Below are 19,565 nucleotides of genomic sequence, written 5' to 3'. Positions count from 1 at the left end.
CAGCTCAGCGACAAACAAAGCTCAACCGAGTAGTAAACCCAACCAATCTGGCTTATGTGATTTATACATCCGGAAGCACAGGGAAACCCAAAGGGGTCATGGTGAGTCATGAAAGTATCATCAACACCCTCTTTTTCCTGGAAGCTCGTTATCCGGTTATGGAGAACGAAGTTTATTTGCTGAAAACCAACTATGTGTTTGATGTTTCGTTGTCTGAGCTGTTTGGTTGGTTCATTGGTAAAGGACATCTGGTCATTCTACCGCCACATGGCGAGAAGTCACCAGAAATGTTAGCGGAATCGATCGTGAAGCATCGCGTGACGCATGTCAATTTTGTTCCAGCGATGCTGAATGTCTTCGTCAACGGCGTTGCAGCGAATCAGCGATTCATGGAGCATTGTCCGCTTAAATATGTGATGGTTGCAGGAGAAGCCTTTCCAAAAGAGTTGGTGAAAAGGACGGTTGCGACTTTTCAAAAGGCGAAGATCGAAAATATTTACGGACCAACAGAAGCCTCTATTTATGCGGCATGGTTCTCCTGCTCTGAAAATGAACTGGTTAGCAGCAATACACCGATTGGTAGACCTGTCGCAAATACGAAACTTTACATCGTTGATCGCCATATGAATCCCGTGCCAGTTGGTGTGCCAGGAGAGCTTTGTATTGCAGGAAAAGGCTTGGCTCGCGGATATTTGAATCGCCCAGAGCTGACCGCAGAGAAGTTTGTAGATAACCCGTTTACACCGGGAACCAAGCTGTATAAAACAGGTGATGTAACACGTTGGCTCTCTGATGGAACGATTGAGTATTTAGGTCGAATCGATCATCAAGTAAAAATTCGAGGCTTTCGGATTGAATTGGGTGAGATCGAGAGTCAACTAATGGCTCATCCGCAGATTCAAAGCGTTGTCGTGTTGGTGAAAGAAGAGGGAGATCATAAACGGTTGGTTGCTTATTATGTTCCGGAAGCAGATCCGAACCATGAACGGCTTGAGCCTTCAAAATTACGGGATTATTTGAGAAGGAATTTGCCAGAGTATATGCTCCCGGCATTTTTTGTTTCCATGGATAAAATCCCGTTAACCGCTAATGGAAAAGTGGATCGCACAGAGCTGCTAAATCAAAAGCTTGTGGTCACACAGGCGAAGAAGCAGAGCCTTCCGCAATCTGATATAGAGCAAAGGACTTTGAAAATTTGGCAGGATGTCCTGAATGTAGAGGGGATCAGTTCAGAAGATGGCTTTTTCGATGTGGGCGGAGACTCGATTCTCGCTACCATGGTTGTCGCCAAAATGACGGAAGAGTTTCAGTGCGATCTAAATGTGACTACTCTATTTAAGTACGTCAATATTCGAGAGATTAGCGAATATATCGCGGCAAGGAAAGAGAATGAATCGGATGAGCAAATGGATTTTGCCAATTCGAACGAGACAACGGCATATAGCGATGGACAAGCGGAGGAGTCTTATCCGGATTATTATGAGGATAGCATCGCGATTATTGGTATCTCCTGCCACTTCCCGGGAGCGAAAAATCATAGAGAGTTTTGGGAGAATTTACGAAACGGCGTAGAGAGTGTACGTTTCTTCTCTGATGAGGAAATCGATCAATTACACCTGCCTGATGAATACTTACAGAACCCGAACTTTATTCCGGTGCAGTCCACCATAGAAGGAAAGGATCACTTCGATCCAGGATTCTTTCACCTTTCAGCTAGAGATGCAGAATTTATGGACCCGCAGTTTCGGCTGTTATTGACCCATTCATGGAAAGCATTGGAGGATGCAGGGTATACACCAAAGCAGGTTCCGCAGACGGGTGTATTTATGTCGGCGAGCAATAGTTATTATCAAGCACTTTTGCCGCATTTCACTAAGGAATCACCGAATGTCATGAAAGACCCCAATGAATATGTCTCGTGGGTTTTGGCGCAAGGTGGAACGATTCCCACGATGATTTCTCATAAAATGGGGCTAAAGGGGCCGAGCTTTGCCGTCCATTCCAATTGTTCCTCCTCATTGGTAGGCTTGCATTTGGCTTATCGCAGCCTGCAATCGGGGGAATCGAAGGCGGCTTTAGTAGGGGGCGCAACGATTTTCCCTACGACTTATTCAGGGTATGTCTATCAAGCTGGATTGAACTTTTCCAGTGATGGTCACTGCAAGACGTTCGATGCGTCAGCAGACGGTATGATCGGTGGAGAGGGAGTCGGCGTGGTTGTCCTCAAAAAAGCTTCCGATGCGATCAAGGACGGCGATCATATTTATGCCCTCATGAGAGGAATTCGCATCAACAATGACGGGGGAGATAAAGTCGGATTTTATGCGCCAAGTATAAAAGGTCAGGCTGAGGTGATTCAGCAAGTATTAGAGGACACCAAGGTACATCCTGAAACGATTAGCTATATCGAAGCGCATGGAACGGGTACTTATTTAGGCGATCCAATAGAATTCGCGGCGCTCAATGAAGTCTATACACAATACACATCCAATAAAAAGTACTGCGGACTTGGATCGGTGAAAACCAATATTGGACATCTCGATACAGCCGCAGGGTTAGCAGGCTGCATTAAAGTAGCATTGAGCTTATACCATAATGAAATTCCTCCTTCGCTAAACTATGAAAAGCCGAATCCGAATATCAATTTGGATCAATCGCCGTTTTATGTGGTTGATACACTGAAAAAATGGGAGGATGCACCTGTTCCCCACAGAGCGGCGTTAAGTTCATTTGGCCTTGGCGGGACGAATGCTCATGCGATTTTTGAACAATGGAAGATTGGGACAGAAGCTAAGCATATCAACGTGAGTGATGATAACAATCACCGCGTTTATTTCGTGCCGTTATCAGCCAAAAACGATGATCGTGTTCTGGCATATGCCCAGCAACTCGTTGATTTCCTTAGAGGGAATCAGGCACGAGTCCATCTAGCAGATTTGGCCTATACTCTCCAAGTAGGAAGGGAAGCGATGGAGAGCAGGGCTATTTTTATTGTCAAAGATACAGCAGAACTCATTCAAAAGCTGAGTGACCTTTTGAGTGGAGCGGAACAAACAGCGGGTAGCTTTAAAGGGAATACAAGACAAGCAAGCGACGAAGTCTCCTTATTGAAAAAGAATGGGTCTAATCGTGAGTTATTTACCAAGCTGTTTGCAGAAGGGAATGGAGAAAAAGCAGCCGAGCTGTGGAGCAAGGGTCTGGATATCGAGTGGGAAGTCCTGTACAGCGATGCAAAACCGCGCCGTATCAGTCTGCCTACCTATCCTTTTGCTGAGGAATCCTATGGGGTTCCTGAGAATGTGTACAAGGAGTCGGTAGCGGCTTCTGTACAGATTGCGCCAATCTCTTCAACAACGCCAACGCCAGAAACCCTACTACTCCAACCGTGCTGGAACGAACAGGAGATCAGCCAAAAAGCTGACTCACCTGCTTTTGCAGAGCATCTCGTGATCCTTTGTGAATGGAAAGAGGAATTCCAAGAGCGTATCCAATCCGAAATGAACGGAGTGCGCTGCCTGGCCTTACAACCACAATCGCAGCAGGAAAGTATCGCGGAACGGTTCCATGCCTATGCCGTCCAGGCATTCACGGAAATCCAGCGAATCCTTGCCAATAAACCAAAGGGAAAAGTGCTGCTGCAGCTTGTTGTGCCTGCCAAAGAGGAACAACAATGCTTCTCGGCTCTCTCAGGTTTGCTGAAAACGGCGCACTTGGAGAATCCCAAGCTGATTGGACAGCTGATTGAAGTACAGGCAGAGGACAATCCAACGGAATTGGTTCATAAGCTGCAACAAAACAGCACCGATGAGAAAAGTAAGCATATTCGTTATCAGGATGGCAAGCGATGGGTGAGCAGCTGGAAAGAAATGAAAGCTTCCGGGCAAGCGGAGCATGTATGGAAAGATGATGGCGTTTATCTGATTACGGGCGGTGCAGGTGGATTAGGCTTGATTTTTGCCAAGGAAATCGCGCAGCAAACGAAGGGAGCGACGGTGATTATCACGGGTCGTTCTTCCTTGGATAAAGAAAAGACAGCCAAATACAGCGAGTTGAAAGCACTGGGAGCCAATATTCAATATCGTCAAGCTGACATCACACAAAAGCAAGCGGTAGAAGATTTACTCCAAGGCATCAAGCAAGAGTTTGGTAGCCTCACAGGCATCATTCATAGTGCGGGAGTCATTCGCGACAGTTTCATCATTAGAAAAACAGTGGATGAAGTGGCGCAAGTGCTGGCGCCGAAAGTTTCTGGACTGGTGCATCTCGATGAGGCAAGCAAGGATATGGCGCTTGATTTCTTTATTTTCTTCTCCTCTGGCGTGGGATGCTTTGGTAATGCAGGGCAAGCCGATTATGCTACTGCCAATGCCTTTATGGATCAATACGCCAAGTATCGTAGTGGTTTGGTGAAAGCAGGTGAACGTCAAGGCCAAACAATCTCCCTCAATTGGCCGCTGTGGAGAGATGGCGGTATGCGTGTGGATGAAGCGACAGAGAAGATTATGGAGACTAGAGGCATGGTAGCGATGCCGACTGCAAGCGGGATACAGGCGCTGTATCAAGGGGTGGCTTCCGGCTCTGAGCAGATGCTGGTTATCGAAGGTCATCTGCCAACACTCAAGGAACAGTTGCTAGGTACTCCTGCCGTGTCGCAGCTCGATTCCACACCGATGCAGGATGCGAATCTTTCAGTCGATACAGGCATGTTAAAAGAGAAAACGCTCTATCAGCTAAAAATGATGTTCGGTCAAGAGACGAGGCTTGGAGCAGGTAAAATCGCTGTCGATGAACCGTTCGAAACATACGGAATTGATTCGATTATGGTGATCCAGCTGAACAAAAAGCTAGGCGATGTCTTTAGCGAATTGTCCAAGACCATCCTGTATGAATGTCAGACGCTTGACACACTTGCAGATTATCTCGTCGCTGATCACTTGCCAGAATGCATGAAGTGGACGGGGCTAGATCGTCAGGGTGCGGTCAATCGTGGAACTCCAACACCACTGGTGCAAAACGAACGTGATACAGCCAGCCATGAACCGACTCGCAGTGTAGCTGTGCAATCAGAAAAGCAGATAGCGCGGGAGCCGATTGCCATTATTGGAATGAGCGGTCGTTATCCAAAAGCGCGATCGTTGAACGAGTATTGGGAGAATCTGAAGTCTGGAAAGAATTGCATTACGGAAATTCCGGAAGAACGCTGGTCATTGGATGGCTTTTTCGAACCTGATCCAGACAAAGCTGTGGCAGAAGGCAAAAGCTACGGCAAATGGGGCGGCTTTGTAGACGGATTCGCTGACTTTGACCCGCTCTTTTTCAATATGTCGCCGTGGGAAGCGATGCATTTTGATCCGCAGGAACGTTTGTTTATGGAGTCATGCTGGGAAGTGCTGGAGGATGCAGGTTATACGAGACAACAGCTTGCCGAAAAGTACAATCGACGAGTCGGAGTGTTTGGCGGGATTACCAAAACCGGATTCAGCTTGTATGGACCTGATTTATGGAAGCAGGGTGAATTGATTTACCCGCACACCTCGTTTAGCTCACTGACGAATCGTGTTTCCTATTTCCTCAATCTCCAAGGTCCGAGTATGCCGATTGATACGATGTGCTCCGCTTCGCTCACCGCGATTCATGAAGCATGCGAGCATCTGTATAACGGGGATTGTGAACTGGCGATTGCTGGTGGAGTCAACCTGTATCTGCATCCTTCCAGCTATGTCTTCTTGTCAGCACTGCATATGCTGTCCGTGGATGGACAATGCAAAAGCTTTGGGCAAGGCGGAAACGGTTTTGTACCGGGAGAAGGCGTAGGTACAGTGCTGCTCAAACCCCTGTCGAAGGCAATAGCGGATGGCGACCATATCTATGGATTGATTCGTGGAACCAGCGTGAATCACGGCGGAAAAACGAATGGCTATACGGTACCGAATCCAACTGCTCAGGGAGAGCTGATTCGTCAGGCACTGGATAAGGCAGGTGTTCATGCCAAGACCGTAAGCTATATCGAAGCGCACGGAACAGGTACGGAGCTTGGCGATCCGATTGAAATTTCGGGGCTCATCCAAGCCTTCCGCAAAGATACGCAGGATACGGGATTTTGTGCGATTGGTTCTGTGAAATCCAATATTGGTCACTTGGAAGCGGCGGCTGGAATAGCAGGAGTGGCAAAAATTTTGCTGCAAATGAAGCATCAACAGCTGGTCCCAAGTCTGCATGCGAAAGAGCTGAATCCGAATATTCCGTTTTCGAAAACGCCATTTGTCGTTCAGCAGGACCTGGCTGAATGGAAACGACCGCTAATGGAAGTGAATGGTGTATTGAGAGAATTCCCGAGAATTGCCGGGATTTCTTCTTTTGGTGCAGGAGGATCCAATGTACATGTTGTGATTGAGGAATACATTCCTGCGGTCAAGGAACGCCCGTCGATCACGGTCAGTCCGCAACATCCGGCGATCATTGTTCTGTCGGCAAAGAATAAGGAGCGTCTCATCGAACAAGTGCAGAGACTGTTAGCGTCGATTGAGGAGCAATCCTTTACAGATGTGGACTTGGCGGATATTGCGTATACGCTCCAAGTGGGACGCGAGGCAATGGAAGAACGCCTGGCCCTGATGGCGAGCTCGCTTTCAGAGCTGGTAGAGAAGTTGCGCAGCTTTCTTGCAGGTGAGGACAGCATTGTCGACCTCTATCGCGGTCAGGCAAAGCGCAGCAGGGAAACAGCAGACATCTTTGCAGGCGATGAAGAGTTGCAAGAAGCGATTGAAAAATGGATGCAACGCAAAAAATTCGTCAAGCTTCTCGATTTCTGGGTGAAGGGCTTGCATATGGACTGGAATAAGCTTTATGACGACAAAAAGCCTCGTCGGATCAGCTTGCCTGCGTATCCTTTTGCCAGAGAGCATTACTGGCTGCCCAAACCGAAGACACAGACGTCTATTCACACAAAAAGTATGCCTGGTCTGACTGCTTCCCTGCATCCTTTGCTGCATCAAAATACTTCGGATCTCCGTGAACAAAGATTCAGCTCTACTTTTGATGGTCAGGAATTCTTTTTATCGGATCATGTTGTAAAAGGAAAGAGAATTCTGCCTGGGGTTGCTTATCTGGAGATGGCTCGAGCAGCTGCGGATCTCGCAGCGGGAGCGTTGGAAGACGAGCAATACGCGATGGAGCTGAAAAATGTTGTCTGGGCGCAACCGATAGTGGTGGAAGACAAGCCTGTTCAGGTACACATCGGGATTTATCCTGAGGATAACGGCGACCTTCGTTATGAAATATACAGCGAACCGCAAGTAGAGACCGAATCGGTGGTACACAGTCAAGGGAGTGTGGTGTTTGCAGGGATCACTGCTGCACCCACGCATAATCTCGATGCGCTCAAAGCCCAATGCAGCTATCGTACGCTTCATGCCAGTGAGTGCTATGAAGCCTTTCAAACAATGGGACTTGTCTATGGGCCAGCCCAGCAAGGAATTGAGCAAGTGTACGTGGGAGAAGGACAAGTATTGGCCAAGTTAGCCATTCCTTCCAAAGTTGCCGAGACGCAAGGAGAATTCGTCTTGCATCCGAGCATGCTGGATTCGGCCTTACAGTCCTCTATCGGATTATTGCTTGGCACAGGCGATACAGCGATTCTGAAACCAATCCTACCTTTTGCACTGGAGAAGCTATGCATTTTTAGCCAAACCTCTTCGCGGATGTGGGTATGGATTCGACAGGCTGGCGGCAATAGGACGAAAGACAAGGTACAGAAGGTAGATATTGATTTGTGTGACGACCAAGGAACAGTTTGCGTGCGTATGCAGGGCTTCTCGGCACGAGTGCTGGAAGGTGAAGTAGAGGCGATGGATTCCAAAGGGAAGCTCGGAACACTGCTGGTTCATCCTGAGTGGAAGGAAAAAGCGGTTGTGAGCAACGCCGAAGCCCCTGACTATACACAGCGGATCGTGATGATGGTTGAACCGGATCGCAATACTTGGAACAATCTTCAATCCAACTTGAATGGAGTCCGCTGCCTTCCTTTACAATCCGCCAAAGAAGGCATTGCCGAGCGTTTCATTGATTATACGACGCAGATATTGGAGGAAATTCAAGGGGTTCTCAAGCAAAAAGTACGCGGTAAGGTATTGGTTCAGATTGTCGTTCCCATGGAAGCAGAACAACCGTCTTTCACCGCTTTCTCCGGGTTGCTGAAAACGGCGAGATTGGAGAATCCTAACCTGATTGGACAGGTAATGGAGATAGAATCGGGCGACAACGAATTCGAGATTGCTGAAAAAATAAAGGAGAATGTACGCAGTCCATTGGATGTTCAGATTCGATATCTATCTGGAAAGAGATATGTAGCTGAGTGGGTAGAACTCGATGCTCTACAAGAAACGAGCATTCCGTGGAAAGACGGTGGGGTTTATCTCATCACGGGCGGGGCAGGTGGACTGGGTTATATTTTTGCCAACGAAATTGTACAGAAGGTTCAAAAGCCGAACCTGATTCTGACAGGACGTTCCCCATTGGATCAGGAGAAGCAACGTAAACTCCAAGAATGGATTAAATTGGGGGCAAGAGTTGAATACCGCCAAGTTGATGTGACGCAGAAACAGGAAATGGCAGAATTGATCCGCACGATTCAACAGGACTATGGGCGTCTTCATGGCATTATTCATAGTGCTGGCGTGCTTCGTGACAGCTATATCCTCAAGAAAACCAGAGAGGAAGTTCAAACGGTTCAGGGTCCGAAGGTTACGGGTCTAATCAATCTGGATGAGGCCAGCAAAGATGTAGAACTGGATTTCCTGGTGCTGTTTTCCTCGGTGGCTGGCAGCTTGGGGAATATCGGACAAGCAGACTATGCGTGCGCTAACGCCTTTATGGACGGATTTGCCCACTATCGCAATGGATTGGTTGCGTTACAGCAACGTCACGGACAGACATTGTCCATGAATTGGCCGCTGTGGAAAGCGGGCGGAATGCAGGCTGACGCAGAGGCCGGAGACATGTTGGAGCATAGCAGAGGAGTAGTCGCTATGCAAACTGCGACGGGGATTGCAGCTATGTACCAAGGCTTAGCCTCTGGAAAATCACAGGTCATGGTGATGGAAGGTGATCTGGCGAAGCTCAAGCAAACACTGTTTTTGCAAACGCCAGTCAATAGTTTTCAATCGAAGCATTCGGTAACAGCGGATACCAGTAGCCTGTTGAAAAAAGTGGAATTGGCTTTGATGCAAACCGTGTCGGAGTTGCTTCAGGTTCCAACCACGGATATTGATGGCAAAGTAGAGCTGTCTGAACTCGGATTTAATCAGGTTCTACTGACTGAATTCGCCAACAAGCTCAGTCAGCAATATCACATTGGGCTAACTCCGACTGTTTTCGTGGAGTGTTCGACGCTTCAGCAGCTAGCATTCTATTTACTGGAAGAATTTGAAGACACGCTGGTCAAACAGGTGCAACCAGTGGCATCGATCACACCAACCAAGGTAGAGCCAAATGAAAAACAAGTGACAACCAGAGTGGAAAATAATGTTCTCCACGAGAAAGCAACTCATTTTGTGAAAAAGGAATTTGCCGAGGTTTTGCAACTGCCTGTGAATCGAATCGAAGAAGATGCCGCGATGGAGACATACGGAATTGATTCGATTCTCTCCATGAAATTAACCAACCAACTAGAGAAAAGCTTTGGCTCGCTGCCGAAAACGTTATTTTTTGAGTATCAAACGATTCAAGAATTGATTGGATATTTCCTGGATTCCTATCGAGACAAATTCATTGAAGTCTTGGGTCTTACGGAACAGCAGGAAACAGTTGTTACCCGAGAAACTGCAACCGTGTCAACAGAAGAGAACACGTCGAAAAGGCAAAGGAATAGCCATCGCGGAAGCAATCGCAAAGGCTCGCGGTTCATCTCAACACAGAAGGAAACCCAACCAGCAAAAGGAGCAGGAGCTTTGGACATTGCGATCATTGGGGTTTCTGGACGTTATCCGAAAGCGCGGAATATCCAAGAGTTCTGGAACAATTTGCGCGATGGCAAGGATTGCATTACGGAGATCCCTAAAGAGCGCTGGAACCACAGTCTGTATTTTGATGAGGATAAGAACAAACGGGGGAAAACCTACAGCAAATGGGGCGGTTTCATAGACGGTGTGGATCAATTCGATCCGCTGTTCTTCAACATTTCTCCTCTGGAAGCAGAAATCATGGACCCGCAGGAACGTTTATTTCTGGAGTGTGTGTATGAAACCTTAGAGGATGCAGGTTATACCCGCGAATCTCTTGGCTCGTCCCAAGGCTTCGGACTTGGGGGTAATGTCGGTGTTTATGTGGGTATCATGTATGAAGAGTATCAACTGTATGGTGCACAAGAAACCATGATGGGCAGACCAATGGCCCTTGGCGGAAGCTTCTCATCTGTAGCGAACCGTGTTTCTTACTTCTTTAATTTCCATGGTCCTAGCGTAGCTGTTGATACTATGTGTTCCTCCTCGCTAACGGGCATCCATTTTGCCTGCCAAAGCTTGCTGCGCGGTGAATGCGAGGTTGCGATTGCGGGTGGAGTCAATGTTTCCATTCACCCGAATAAATATTTGATGCTCGGACAGGGGAAATTTGCTTCCAGCAAGGGACGATGCGAAAGCTTTGGGCTTGGCGGCGACGGTTATGTGCCCGGTGAGGGTGTCGGCGCGGTGCTGCTTAAACCTCTGGCGAAAGCAATCGCTGATGGAGATCAAATTTACGGTGTGATTAAAGGAAGCGCTATTAACCATGGCGGCAAAACAAATGGTTATACCGTACCGAACCCGAATGCACAAGCGAGCGTAATTGGGCGTGCCTTGAGGGAGGCAGGAATTGATCCGCGGACGATTAGTTATTTGGAAGCCCACGGTACAGGTACTTCTTTAGGAGATCCGATAGAGATCGCAGGCTTGACCAAAGCCTTCCAGGCGTACACAACTGACAAGCAGTTTTGCTCCATCGGATCAGCGAAGTCCAATATCGGGCATTGTGAGAGCGCAGCGGGAATTGCTGGGATTACGAAAATCCTGTTACAGCTCAAACACGGACAGCTAGCACCATCCTTGCATGCGGAGGTGCTAAACCCGAATATTGATTTTAGCACGACTCCGTTTGTCGTCCAGCAAGAGCTGGCGGAGTGGAAACGTCCTGTCATTGACGGTCAGGAAATTCCAAGACGCTCCGGTGTGAGTAGCTTTGGTGCGGGTGGCTCGAATGCTCATATCGTTTTGGAAGAGTACATTCCAGACGATGAGAAACGTCCAGCTATCCAAGTAAGTCACGCAAATCCAGCGATCATTCTCCTGTCAGCGAAGAATGAAAGCCAGCTCCACGAACAGGCACAGCGATTGTTAGCGGTGATCAAGGATCGGACCATTTCTGACATGGACTTAGCAGATATTGCTTACACGCTTCAAATTGGGCGAGAAGCCATGGAAGAGCGACTGGGTGTGATGGCCAGCTCCATTCAAGAGCTTCAGGAAAAGCTGACGCAATTTGTAGATGGACAGGAAAGAATTCCAGATGTATTCCGTGGACAGGTGAAAGGCAACAAAAAGACAATCGCCGTGTTTGAAGCGGATGAAGATTTGAAACAGGCCATCGATGCTTGGATCAGCAAAAGAAAATACACCAAGCTGCTTGATCTATGGGTAAATGGAGGCGTGGTTGATTGGGACAAGCTCTACGGTGAGAAGAAGCCTCGGCGCATGAGCCTGCCTACGTATCCGTTTGCAAGAGAACGTTATTGGATTCCTCAGATGGATACGCAATTTGCGCGCGAAGTGGCAGCGGCGTCAGAAGGGTCGCTCTTCCTTCACCCATTGCTCCAGAAAAATACGTCCGAATTATTGGAACAGCGGTATAGTTCCACCTTCCGTGGACAGGAATTCTTCTTGGTAGATCATGTTGTGAATGGTCAGCAGCTCTTACCGGGTGTTGCCTATCTTGAAATGGCACGCGAAGCAATCGATCAGTCAGCGAGAGCCTTGAAAGCGGGACAGAATAGCTTGAAGCTCACAAATATTGTGTGGGCTAAGCCAATTGCTGTCGATGATCAGCCAGTCGACGTTCACATTGGTCTTCAGCTCGAGGATAGTGGGGAGATTGGCTATCGAATTTTCAGTGAGCATGCAGAAAATGAAGCAGAAGAGATTGTGCATAGTCAAGGAAGTGCTGGATTCCATACGGTTGCCGAGACGCCGACGCTTAATCTCGCTGCGTTACAAGCCGCATGCGACCATGGCATCTTGAGCGGCAGCCAATGCTATGACGGTTATAAGAGAATGGGAATCCATTATGGTCCAGCGCTACAAGGAATCGAGCAAGTGCATAAGGGCATGGAGCAAGTGTTGGCAAAGCTGTCCCTACCTTTCGCTGTTTTGGGGACAGAAGAGCAGTTTGTGCTGCACCCCAGTATGATGGATTCTGCTTTACAGGCGGCGATTGGCTTGTTTATGGGGGTTGATGACAGCAGCTTCGATTACCAGCTTGATTCGCTCAAGCCAATCTTGCCTTTTGCGCTGGATGAGCTGGAAATCTTCAGTCCATGCACGCCGCAGATGTGGGCGTATATTCGCTACAGTGATGGCAGCAACGCTTCTGATCATGTACAGAAGCTGGATATTGACTTATGTGACGAGCAAGGGAACGTTTGCGTCAGAATGAAGCGATTTTCGTCTCGTAAGCTGGACGGTAAAGCGGTAGACTTCGAAACAACTGAGGCACAAGCGATGTTGATGGTTCATCCTTGCTGGAAAGAGCAAGCAGCAGTCCAAAATACAGAGACTCCTGTCTATGTACAGCATATCGTGATGATGGCGGAAGGCTTTGAATCGTCGCTTGCGAGTATTTCCGCACAGATGAACGAAGTGCGCTTAATTCCTTTGCAATCCCAACAGGATGCCATTGCCGACAGATTCGAGGCCTATGCTTCCCGAGTATTTTTGGAAATCCAAAGCATCTTTCAACAAAAGATACTTGGCAAAGTGTTAGTGCAGGTCGTCGTTCCCGACAAAGCGGAGCAAGCACACGTAAGCGGACTTTCTGGCTTGCTGAAAACAGCCCAGCAGGAGAACCCAAATGTAATCGGCCAATTCATTGAATTAAACCCAGGTGAACATGCAGAAGAAATCGTAAACAAGCTGCAAGAGAATGCCTGCCAGCCAATGGATGACCGAATTCGCTATCAAGCGGGCAAACGTTATGTACTGGGCTGGTGCGAAACCAAGCCATTGCAGGATGAGGTCACTATTCCGTGGAGAGAGCAAGGAACCTATCTGATTACGGGTGGGGCAGGCGGTTTAGGGTTGATTTTTGCAAGGGAAATCGCGACTCAAGCGAAACAGGCAACCTTAATTCTCACAGGTCGTTCACCATTGCGTGAAGATAAGCAAGCGATCCTTCATGATCTGCAAAGGTCAGGGGCAACGGTTGTCTACCGTCAAGTTGATGTGACGGACAAGCAGGAAGTACACCAACTCATCCAAAGCATTCACCAGGAATTCGGAGGGCTTCACGGCATTATCCATAGCGCGGGTGTCGTGCGAGATAACTTCATTCTCAAGAAAACGACAGAAGAATGGAGCCAAGTGGTAGCGCCAAAAGTTGCGGGTCTTACGAATCTAGATGAGGCGAGTAAAGATCAGCCTCTCGATTTTTTCGTCCTCTTTTCTTCGATAGCAGGAAGTATAGGAAATAGTGGTCAGGCAGACTATGCTTGCGCGAATGCCTTTATGGATGGCTATGCGAAAGATCGGAATGAACGAGTGCAGGCAAAGCAACGTCAAGGTCAAACAGTCTCCATCAACTGGCCGCTCTGGAAAGAGGGCGGGATGCAAGTAGATGAAGCAGTTGAGGAGATGGTGAAACAAAAGGTTGGAATGACCTCTTTGCAGACCGCGACGGGTATTCGTGCTTTTTATGAAGCCGTAGCTTCTCGAAAAGATCAGGTGATGGTAATGGAAGGAGATCTACAACGCCTCCACGCAGCAGTGGTGGGAAGACCGAAGACAGCAGAACAAGAAGTCAAAGCTTCTCCCGTTGTACAACCAACGAGTTATCATTTGCCAAAGGAAAAAGCCATCTATTATTTCAAAAAGCTGGTCTCTTCCGTGATCAAGCTGCCGATAGACCGGATTGAAGCAGATGCCTTGTTGGAAAAGTACGGAATTGACTCGATTATGGTCATGCAATTAACAAATGAATTAGAAAAAACGTTTGGTTCGTTGTCGAAAACGTTATTTTTCGAATATCAAACCATCGAAGAAATTGCGAAATACTTCCTGGCATCGCATCAGGATCAGATGATGAGTATCCTGGGTATGGATGAAAAAGAAGCACCAACGGTATCCCCTGGTAAAAGATCGAGGGTTGCACCGACGACGGTTGCTGCAACGGCAAAACCGATCATCCATAAACGCAGGAGCAGAGGCAATGCGTTGAAGGAAACGACGAGTGAAACCAAACCAGCAAACGCCGCCTTAGACATTGCGATTATTGGGGTCTCCGGTCGTTATCCGAAAGCGAGAACCATGAATGAGTTCTGGCATAACCTGCGTGATGGCAAGGATTGTGTCACAGAAATTCCCGAAGAGCGTTGGGATCACAGCTTGTTTTTTGATGCAGATAAGAAAAAACAAGGAAAAACCTACAGCAAGTGGGGGGGCTTCCTGGACGGTGTGGATCAATTTGACCCGTTATTTTTCAATATCACACCAAGAGAGGCTGAAATCATGGACCCGCAAGAGCGCTTGTTCTTGGAATGCGTCTATGAAACGTTAGAGGATGCCGGGTATACTCGTGAATCTCTCGGTTCAACACCTGGCATGGGTCTAGGCGGTAATGTCGGGGTTTATGTCGGAGTCATGTACGAAGAATACCAGCTCTATGGAGCCCAGGAAACGATGCTCGGCAGACCGATGGCGCTGGCAGGAAGTCCAGCCTCCATTGCGAATCGCGTTTCTTATTTCTGCAACTTCCATGGACCTAGCATGGCGGTCGATACGATGTGTTCCTCTTCCCTGACAACTATTCATTTGGCTTGCCAAAGTCTACAGCAAGGGGAATGTGAAGCTGCTATTGCAGGTGGTGTCAACGTTTCGATTCACCCTAATAAATACTTGATGCTTGGACAGGGCAAATTCGCATCTAGCAAGGGACGATGCGAAAGCTTTGGCATTGGCGGCGACGGGTATGTACCTGGCGAGGGGGTGGGAGCAGTCCTGCTTAAACCTCTGGCGAAAGCGATTGCCGATGGAGATCAAATTTATGGTGTGATAAAAGGAACCGCCGTTAACCACGGAGGAAAAACCAATGGCTACAATGTGCCTAGCCCGAATGCCCAAGCTCGGGTTATTGGACGTGCTTTCCAAAAAGCAGGGATCGATCCACGGACGATCAGCTATCTGGAAGCACATGGTACGGGGACCTCTTTAGGCGATCCCATTGAAATGACGGGCTTAACCAAGGCTTTTCAAGCGTATACAAATGACAAACAGTTTTGTGCCATTGGATCGGCGAAATCAAACATCGGGCATTGTGAGAGTGCAGCGGGTATTGCTGGGGTGACGAAGGTTTTATTGCAGCTCAAGCATCGACAATTAGCCCCATCCCTGCATGCTGAAGTACTCAATCCGAATATAGATTTCAGCGTGACACCTTTTGTTGTTCAGCAAGAGCTAGCAGAGTGGAAGCGTCCGGTCATTGACGGACGGGAAGTTCCACGTCGTGCCGGTGTGAGCAGTTTTGGTGCGGGTGGATCGAATGCCCATGTCGTGATTGAAGAATACATGCCAAAAACGCAAGAGCAGCCTACCTTAATGGCAAGTCCGCAAAATCCTGTGTTGATTCTCTTATCGGCCAAAAATGAAGAGCAGCTTCAACAACGGGTACAACGACTGCTCGGAGCCATTTCAGAACAGGGATTATCCGATGCGGATTTAGCTCAAATGGCGTATACCCTGCAAGTGGGACGAGAAGCGATGGAAGAACGTTTGGCTGTGATCGCGGGCTCGATGATGGAACTTGAAGAGAAATTAAAGCAATTCATAGGCAGACAGAAGGACATTGAGGACCTGTATCACGGACAGGTAAAACGTCATAAAGAGACCTTGGCAATCTTTGCAGCCGATGATGATATGCCGCAAATGATTGATTCTTGGATGAGCAAAGGCAAATACGGAAAATTGCTGGATGTTTGGGTGAAAGGGCTAAACATTGACTGGAGCAGCTTGTATGGGGAGAGAAAGCCTCGACGGATCAGTCTTCCAACCTATCCATTTAGCAGAGAAGCTTATTGGGTGCCTGGTGGACATACGTCATTTACAGGTGCAGCATCCCTCTCCACATATGAGCAGCATCCCGTTCAGCCAGACATGCGCATCATGAAAAAGCAATGGAAGGCTTGCCCAGCGATGCCAGCCAAGGTAGCTCATCGAACGATCGGTATTTTCACAACGGATGAAACGAAGCAATTGGCGATTCAACTGTCCAACCATTTCGCAAAGAGTGAAATCATAGAGCTGAACGAGCTTGAATCACGACTCCATCAGGATGAGACGGAGTGGAAAAACTATGATGGTATCGTAGATTTGATCGGTTGTGGACATCAGCAGACCGATTCGCTGGCTTGGATTCCATGGCTGCAACAGCTCATTGAGAATGGTCATAAAGAAGGCATAAAGCTATTGGGTGTGACAAAAGGTGTGGAGGCCTTTCAGAATGACGCTGTCCATTTGGGGGGTGCCTCCCGTGTTGGCTTGTACCGGATGCTGCAAAGTGAATATAAGCATCTGCAATCACGTCATGTGGATGTAGATCCATTGGCTGATGGACAAGAACTTGCGAAACAGATTGCAGCAGAGTTTTTCATGGATGATCAGGAAGCAGAGGTTTGCTATCGATCGGGTGAGCGTTATAGCGCTTATCTTCAGGAAGAGATGGTAGCCGACAGTCAGGAGCCAGCGCTTGTATTCCCTGAGAACCATGTTTTATTGATTACAGGCGGTACACGAGGGCTAGGGTATTTATGTGCCAAGCATTTTGTAGAACATTATGGTGTCAAAAAACTGGTGCTCACAGGGCGAGAAAGCCTGCCGCCGCGCGAGCAATGGGGAGATTATCAACACGAAAGTACTTCCGTAGCAAAGAAAATTCAGGCGGTACAAGCTTTGGAAGTGCAAGGCGTACAGGTTCAAGTCTTATCTGTATCCTTAACTGATGAAGAGGCTTGGAAACAGTATGTACACGAGATCAAACAGACGATGGGTCCTATTGGTGGGGTGATTCATTGCGCAGGTTTTAGCGATGATCAAAATCCTGCCTTTATTCGGAAAACGACGGCTGGAATTCAGCAAGTTTTACAACCGAAAGTGGCTGGGCTGCATACGCTCTACCAAATCTGCAAGGACGAGCCTTTACAGTTCTTTGTTCTCTTTTCATCTGCTTCGGCAGTCATTCCGTCCTTGGCAGCGGGACAGAGTGATTACGCGTTAGCCAATGCCTATATGGATTATTTTGCTTACGCACATGCGGATTCTTGCCCGATCATCAGCATTCAGTGGCCGAGTTGGAAGGAAACGGGAATTGGTGCAGTTACGACCAAAGCCTATCAACAAACAGGACTTGTACACATCACTGACGAGCAAGGACTGCGATTACTGGATCATATTCTTTTGGAGAAGATTGGTCCTGTAGTTTTCCCGGCAGCTATTAACCAAGAACTGTGGGAACCCCATCAGCTGATGCAACACAAAAAGCAAGAAGCTTCTGGAGCGAATCTGTCATCTCGTCGTCCACCAGCAGGGAAGCCGCCGCAAAGCTTAGTGGATCGTGTGAAGACAGCGAAAACAAGATTGATTGAGCTGTTTGCGAAGGAGCTGAAAATAGATCCTGCCAGATTGGAGATAGACAAAGAGTTTCCGGACTATGGGATCGATTCGGTGTTACTGGCTCAAGTCATGAATGAGATCAGTAAATGGTTGGGCAAGGAGTTGGACCCGACGATTTTATATGAGTATCCCACCATCGAAACTCTTGCAGAATGGCTGTCCAGCAATCACGGCGATTCCATCACTGACGATCTGAAGCTGACACCTCCTGAAATGAACCGCGATCCGAAGAGTCAGCCCATCCGTAGGGAGACTGTGAAAAGCCAAATGGCGAGTAGTCAGGCTGCGCAATATCGGGAAGCAATTCAAAATCCGTCTGACATTGCGGTAGTGGGGCTCTCTTGTCGTTTTCCGGGTGCTCGTAACGTGGAAGAATATTGGAAGTTGTTAGCGGAGGCCCGTTCAGCCATTGGTGCTGTACCCAAGGAACGCTGGGGTTATGAAAATTCCTATCACGCGGGACTTCTGGACGACATCACGACGTTTGATCCTTCTTACTTCCTGATTGCAAAAGAAGATGCCAAGGCGATGGACCCGCAAGCGCTATTGGTATTGGAGGAAAGTCTTCACCTTTGGCATCAGGCTGGATACACACCGAAGGACATCAAGGGAAAATCGGTAGGCGTCTACATCGGGGCAAGAAGTAATCACCGCCCAAGTGAAGATCGTCTGCATCAAACACAAAACCCGATTATGACCGTGGGACAAAACTATTTGGCTACGAATATTTCCCAATACTTCGACCTTAGAGGTCCGAGTATGGTCATCGATACGGCATGCTCTTCAGCGCTGGTCGGGATGAATATGGCGATTCATTCCCTTCGAAGTGGAGAGATTAAGGCTGCTATCATCGGCGGGGTTAACGTTTTAAACGGTGATGAAGCGCATCGGATGTTCCACCAAAGAGGAATTTTAAGCGAGGAGCCAGCCTTCCATATTTTTGACAGGCGTGCGGACGGACTCGTATTGGGAGAAGGCGTAGGAATGGTTCTATTGAAGACCGTGGAGCAAGCACTGGCTGATGGGGATGAAATACATGCCGTCATCAAGGGAGTAGCGGTCAACAATGATGGACGAACAGCAGGTCCTGCCACCCCGAATTTGCAAGCCCAAAAAGAGGTAATGCAGTCGGCACTGGCTAAAGCTGGCGTGAAGCCGGAACAAATCAGTTATATCGAAGCGAATGGATCAGGTTCAGAGGTTACAGATTTACTTGAACTCAAAGCCATTCAGTCTGTCTATCGCTCATCTCATACGGAGGCTTGCGGATTAGGATCGATCAAGCCAAATATCGGTCATCCATTATGTGCAGAAGGGATTGCCAGTTTGATAAAAGTCGTGCTGATGCTCAAACACCGACAATTGGTTCCGTTCCTGTCAGGGCAAGAGCCGATGACTCATTTCCCTATGGAGTCAACGCCTTTTTATTTTCAGCGACAGCTTTCTGAATGGAACGATTCGCCCAGAATAGCAGCGATTAATTGTTTTGCGGATGGGGGAACCAACGCCAACGTCGTTTTACAATCCTGGGAGGAGACCGTCTCACTTCCGAACAAACGACATTCGATTGCACCTCCGACGTTAAACCGATTTGACGTCTACCGTGAAGAGAAACCCAACCATACGATCAGTATTTGGAAGCGACAAATAGTGGAGGGATAA

At 48.1% G+C, this 19,565-nt stretch carries 1 protein-coding gene (only partly in view); it reads left to right on the top strand.

Features of this window, described 5'->3' with window-relative positions:
• Positions 1-19,565, top strand: partial view of a non-ribosomal peptide synthetase gene (locus tag HP570_RS04675; RefSeq protein ID WP_173625020.1) — the 3' portion only. 1,885 nt of this gene lie to the left of the window's left edge; 19,565 of the gene's 21,450 nt are visible here — the last part of the coding sequence; the start codon falls outside the window, past its left edge; it ends in the stop codon at positions 19,563-19,565.

Source organism: Brevibacillus sp. RS1.1 (genome assembly GCF_013284365.1).
GTDB classification, from domain to species: Bacteria; Bacillota; Bacilli; order Brevibacillales; family Brevibacillaceae; genus Brevibacillus; species Brevibacillus brevis_D.
This window is presented reverse-complemented; position numbering and strand designations above follow the sequence as displayed.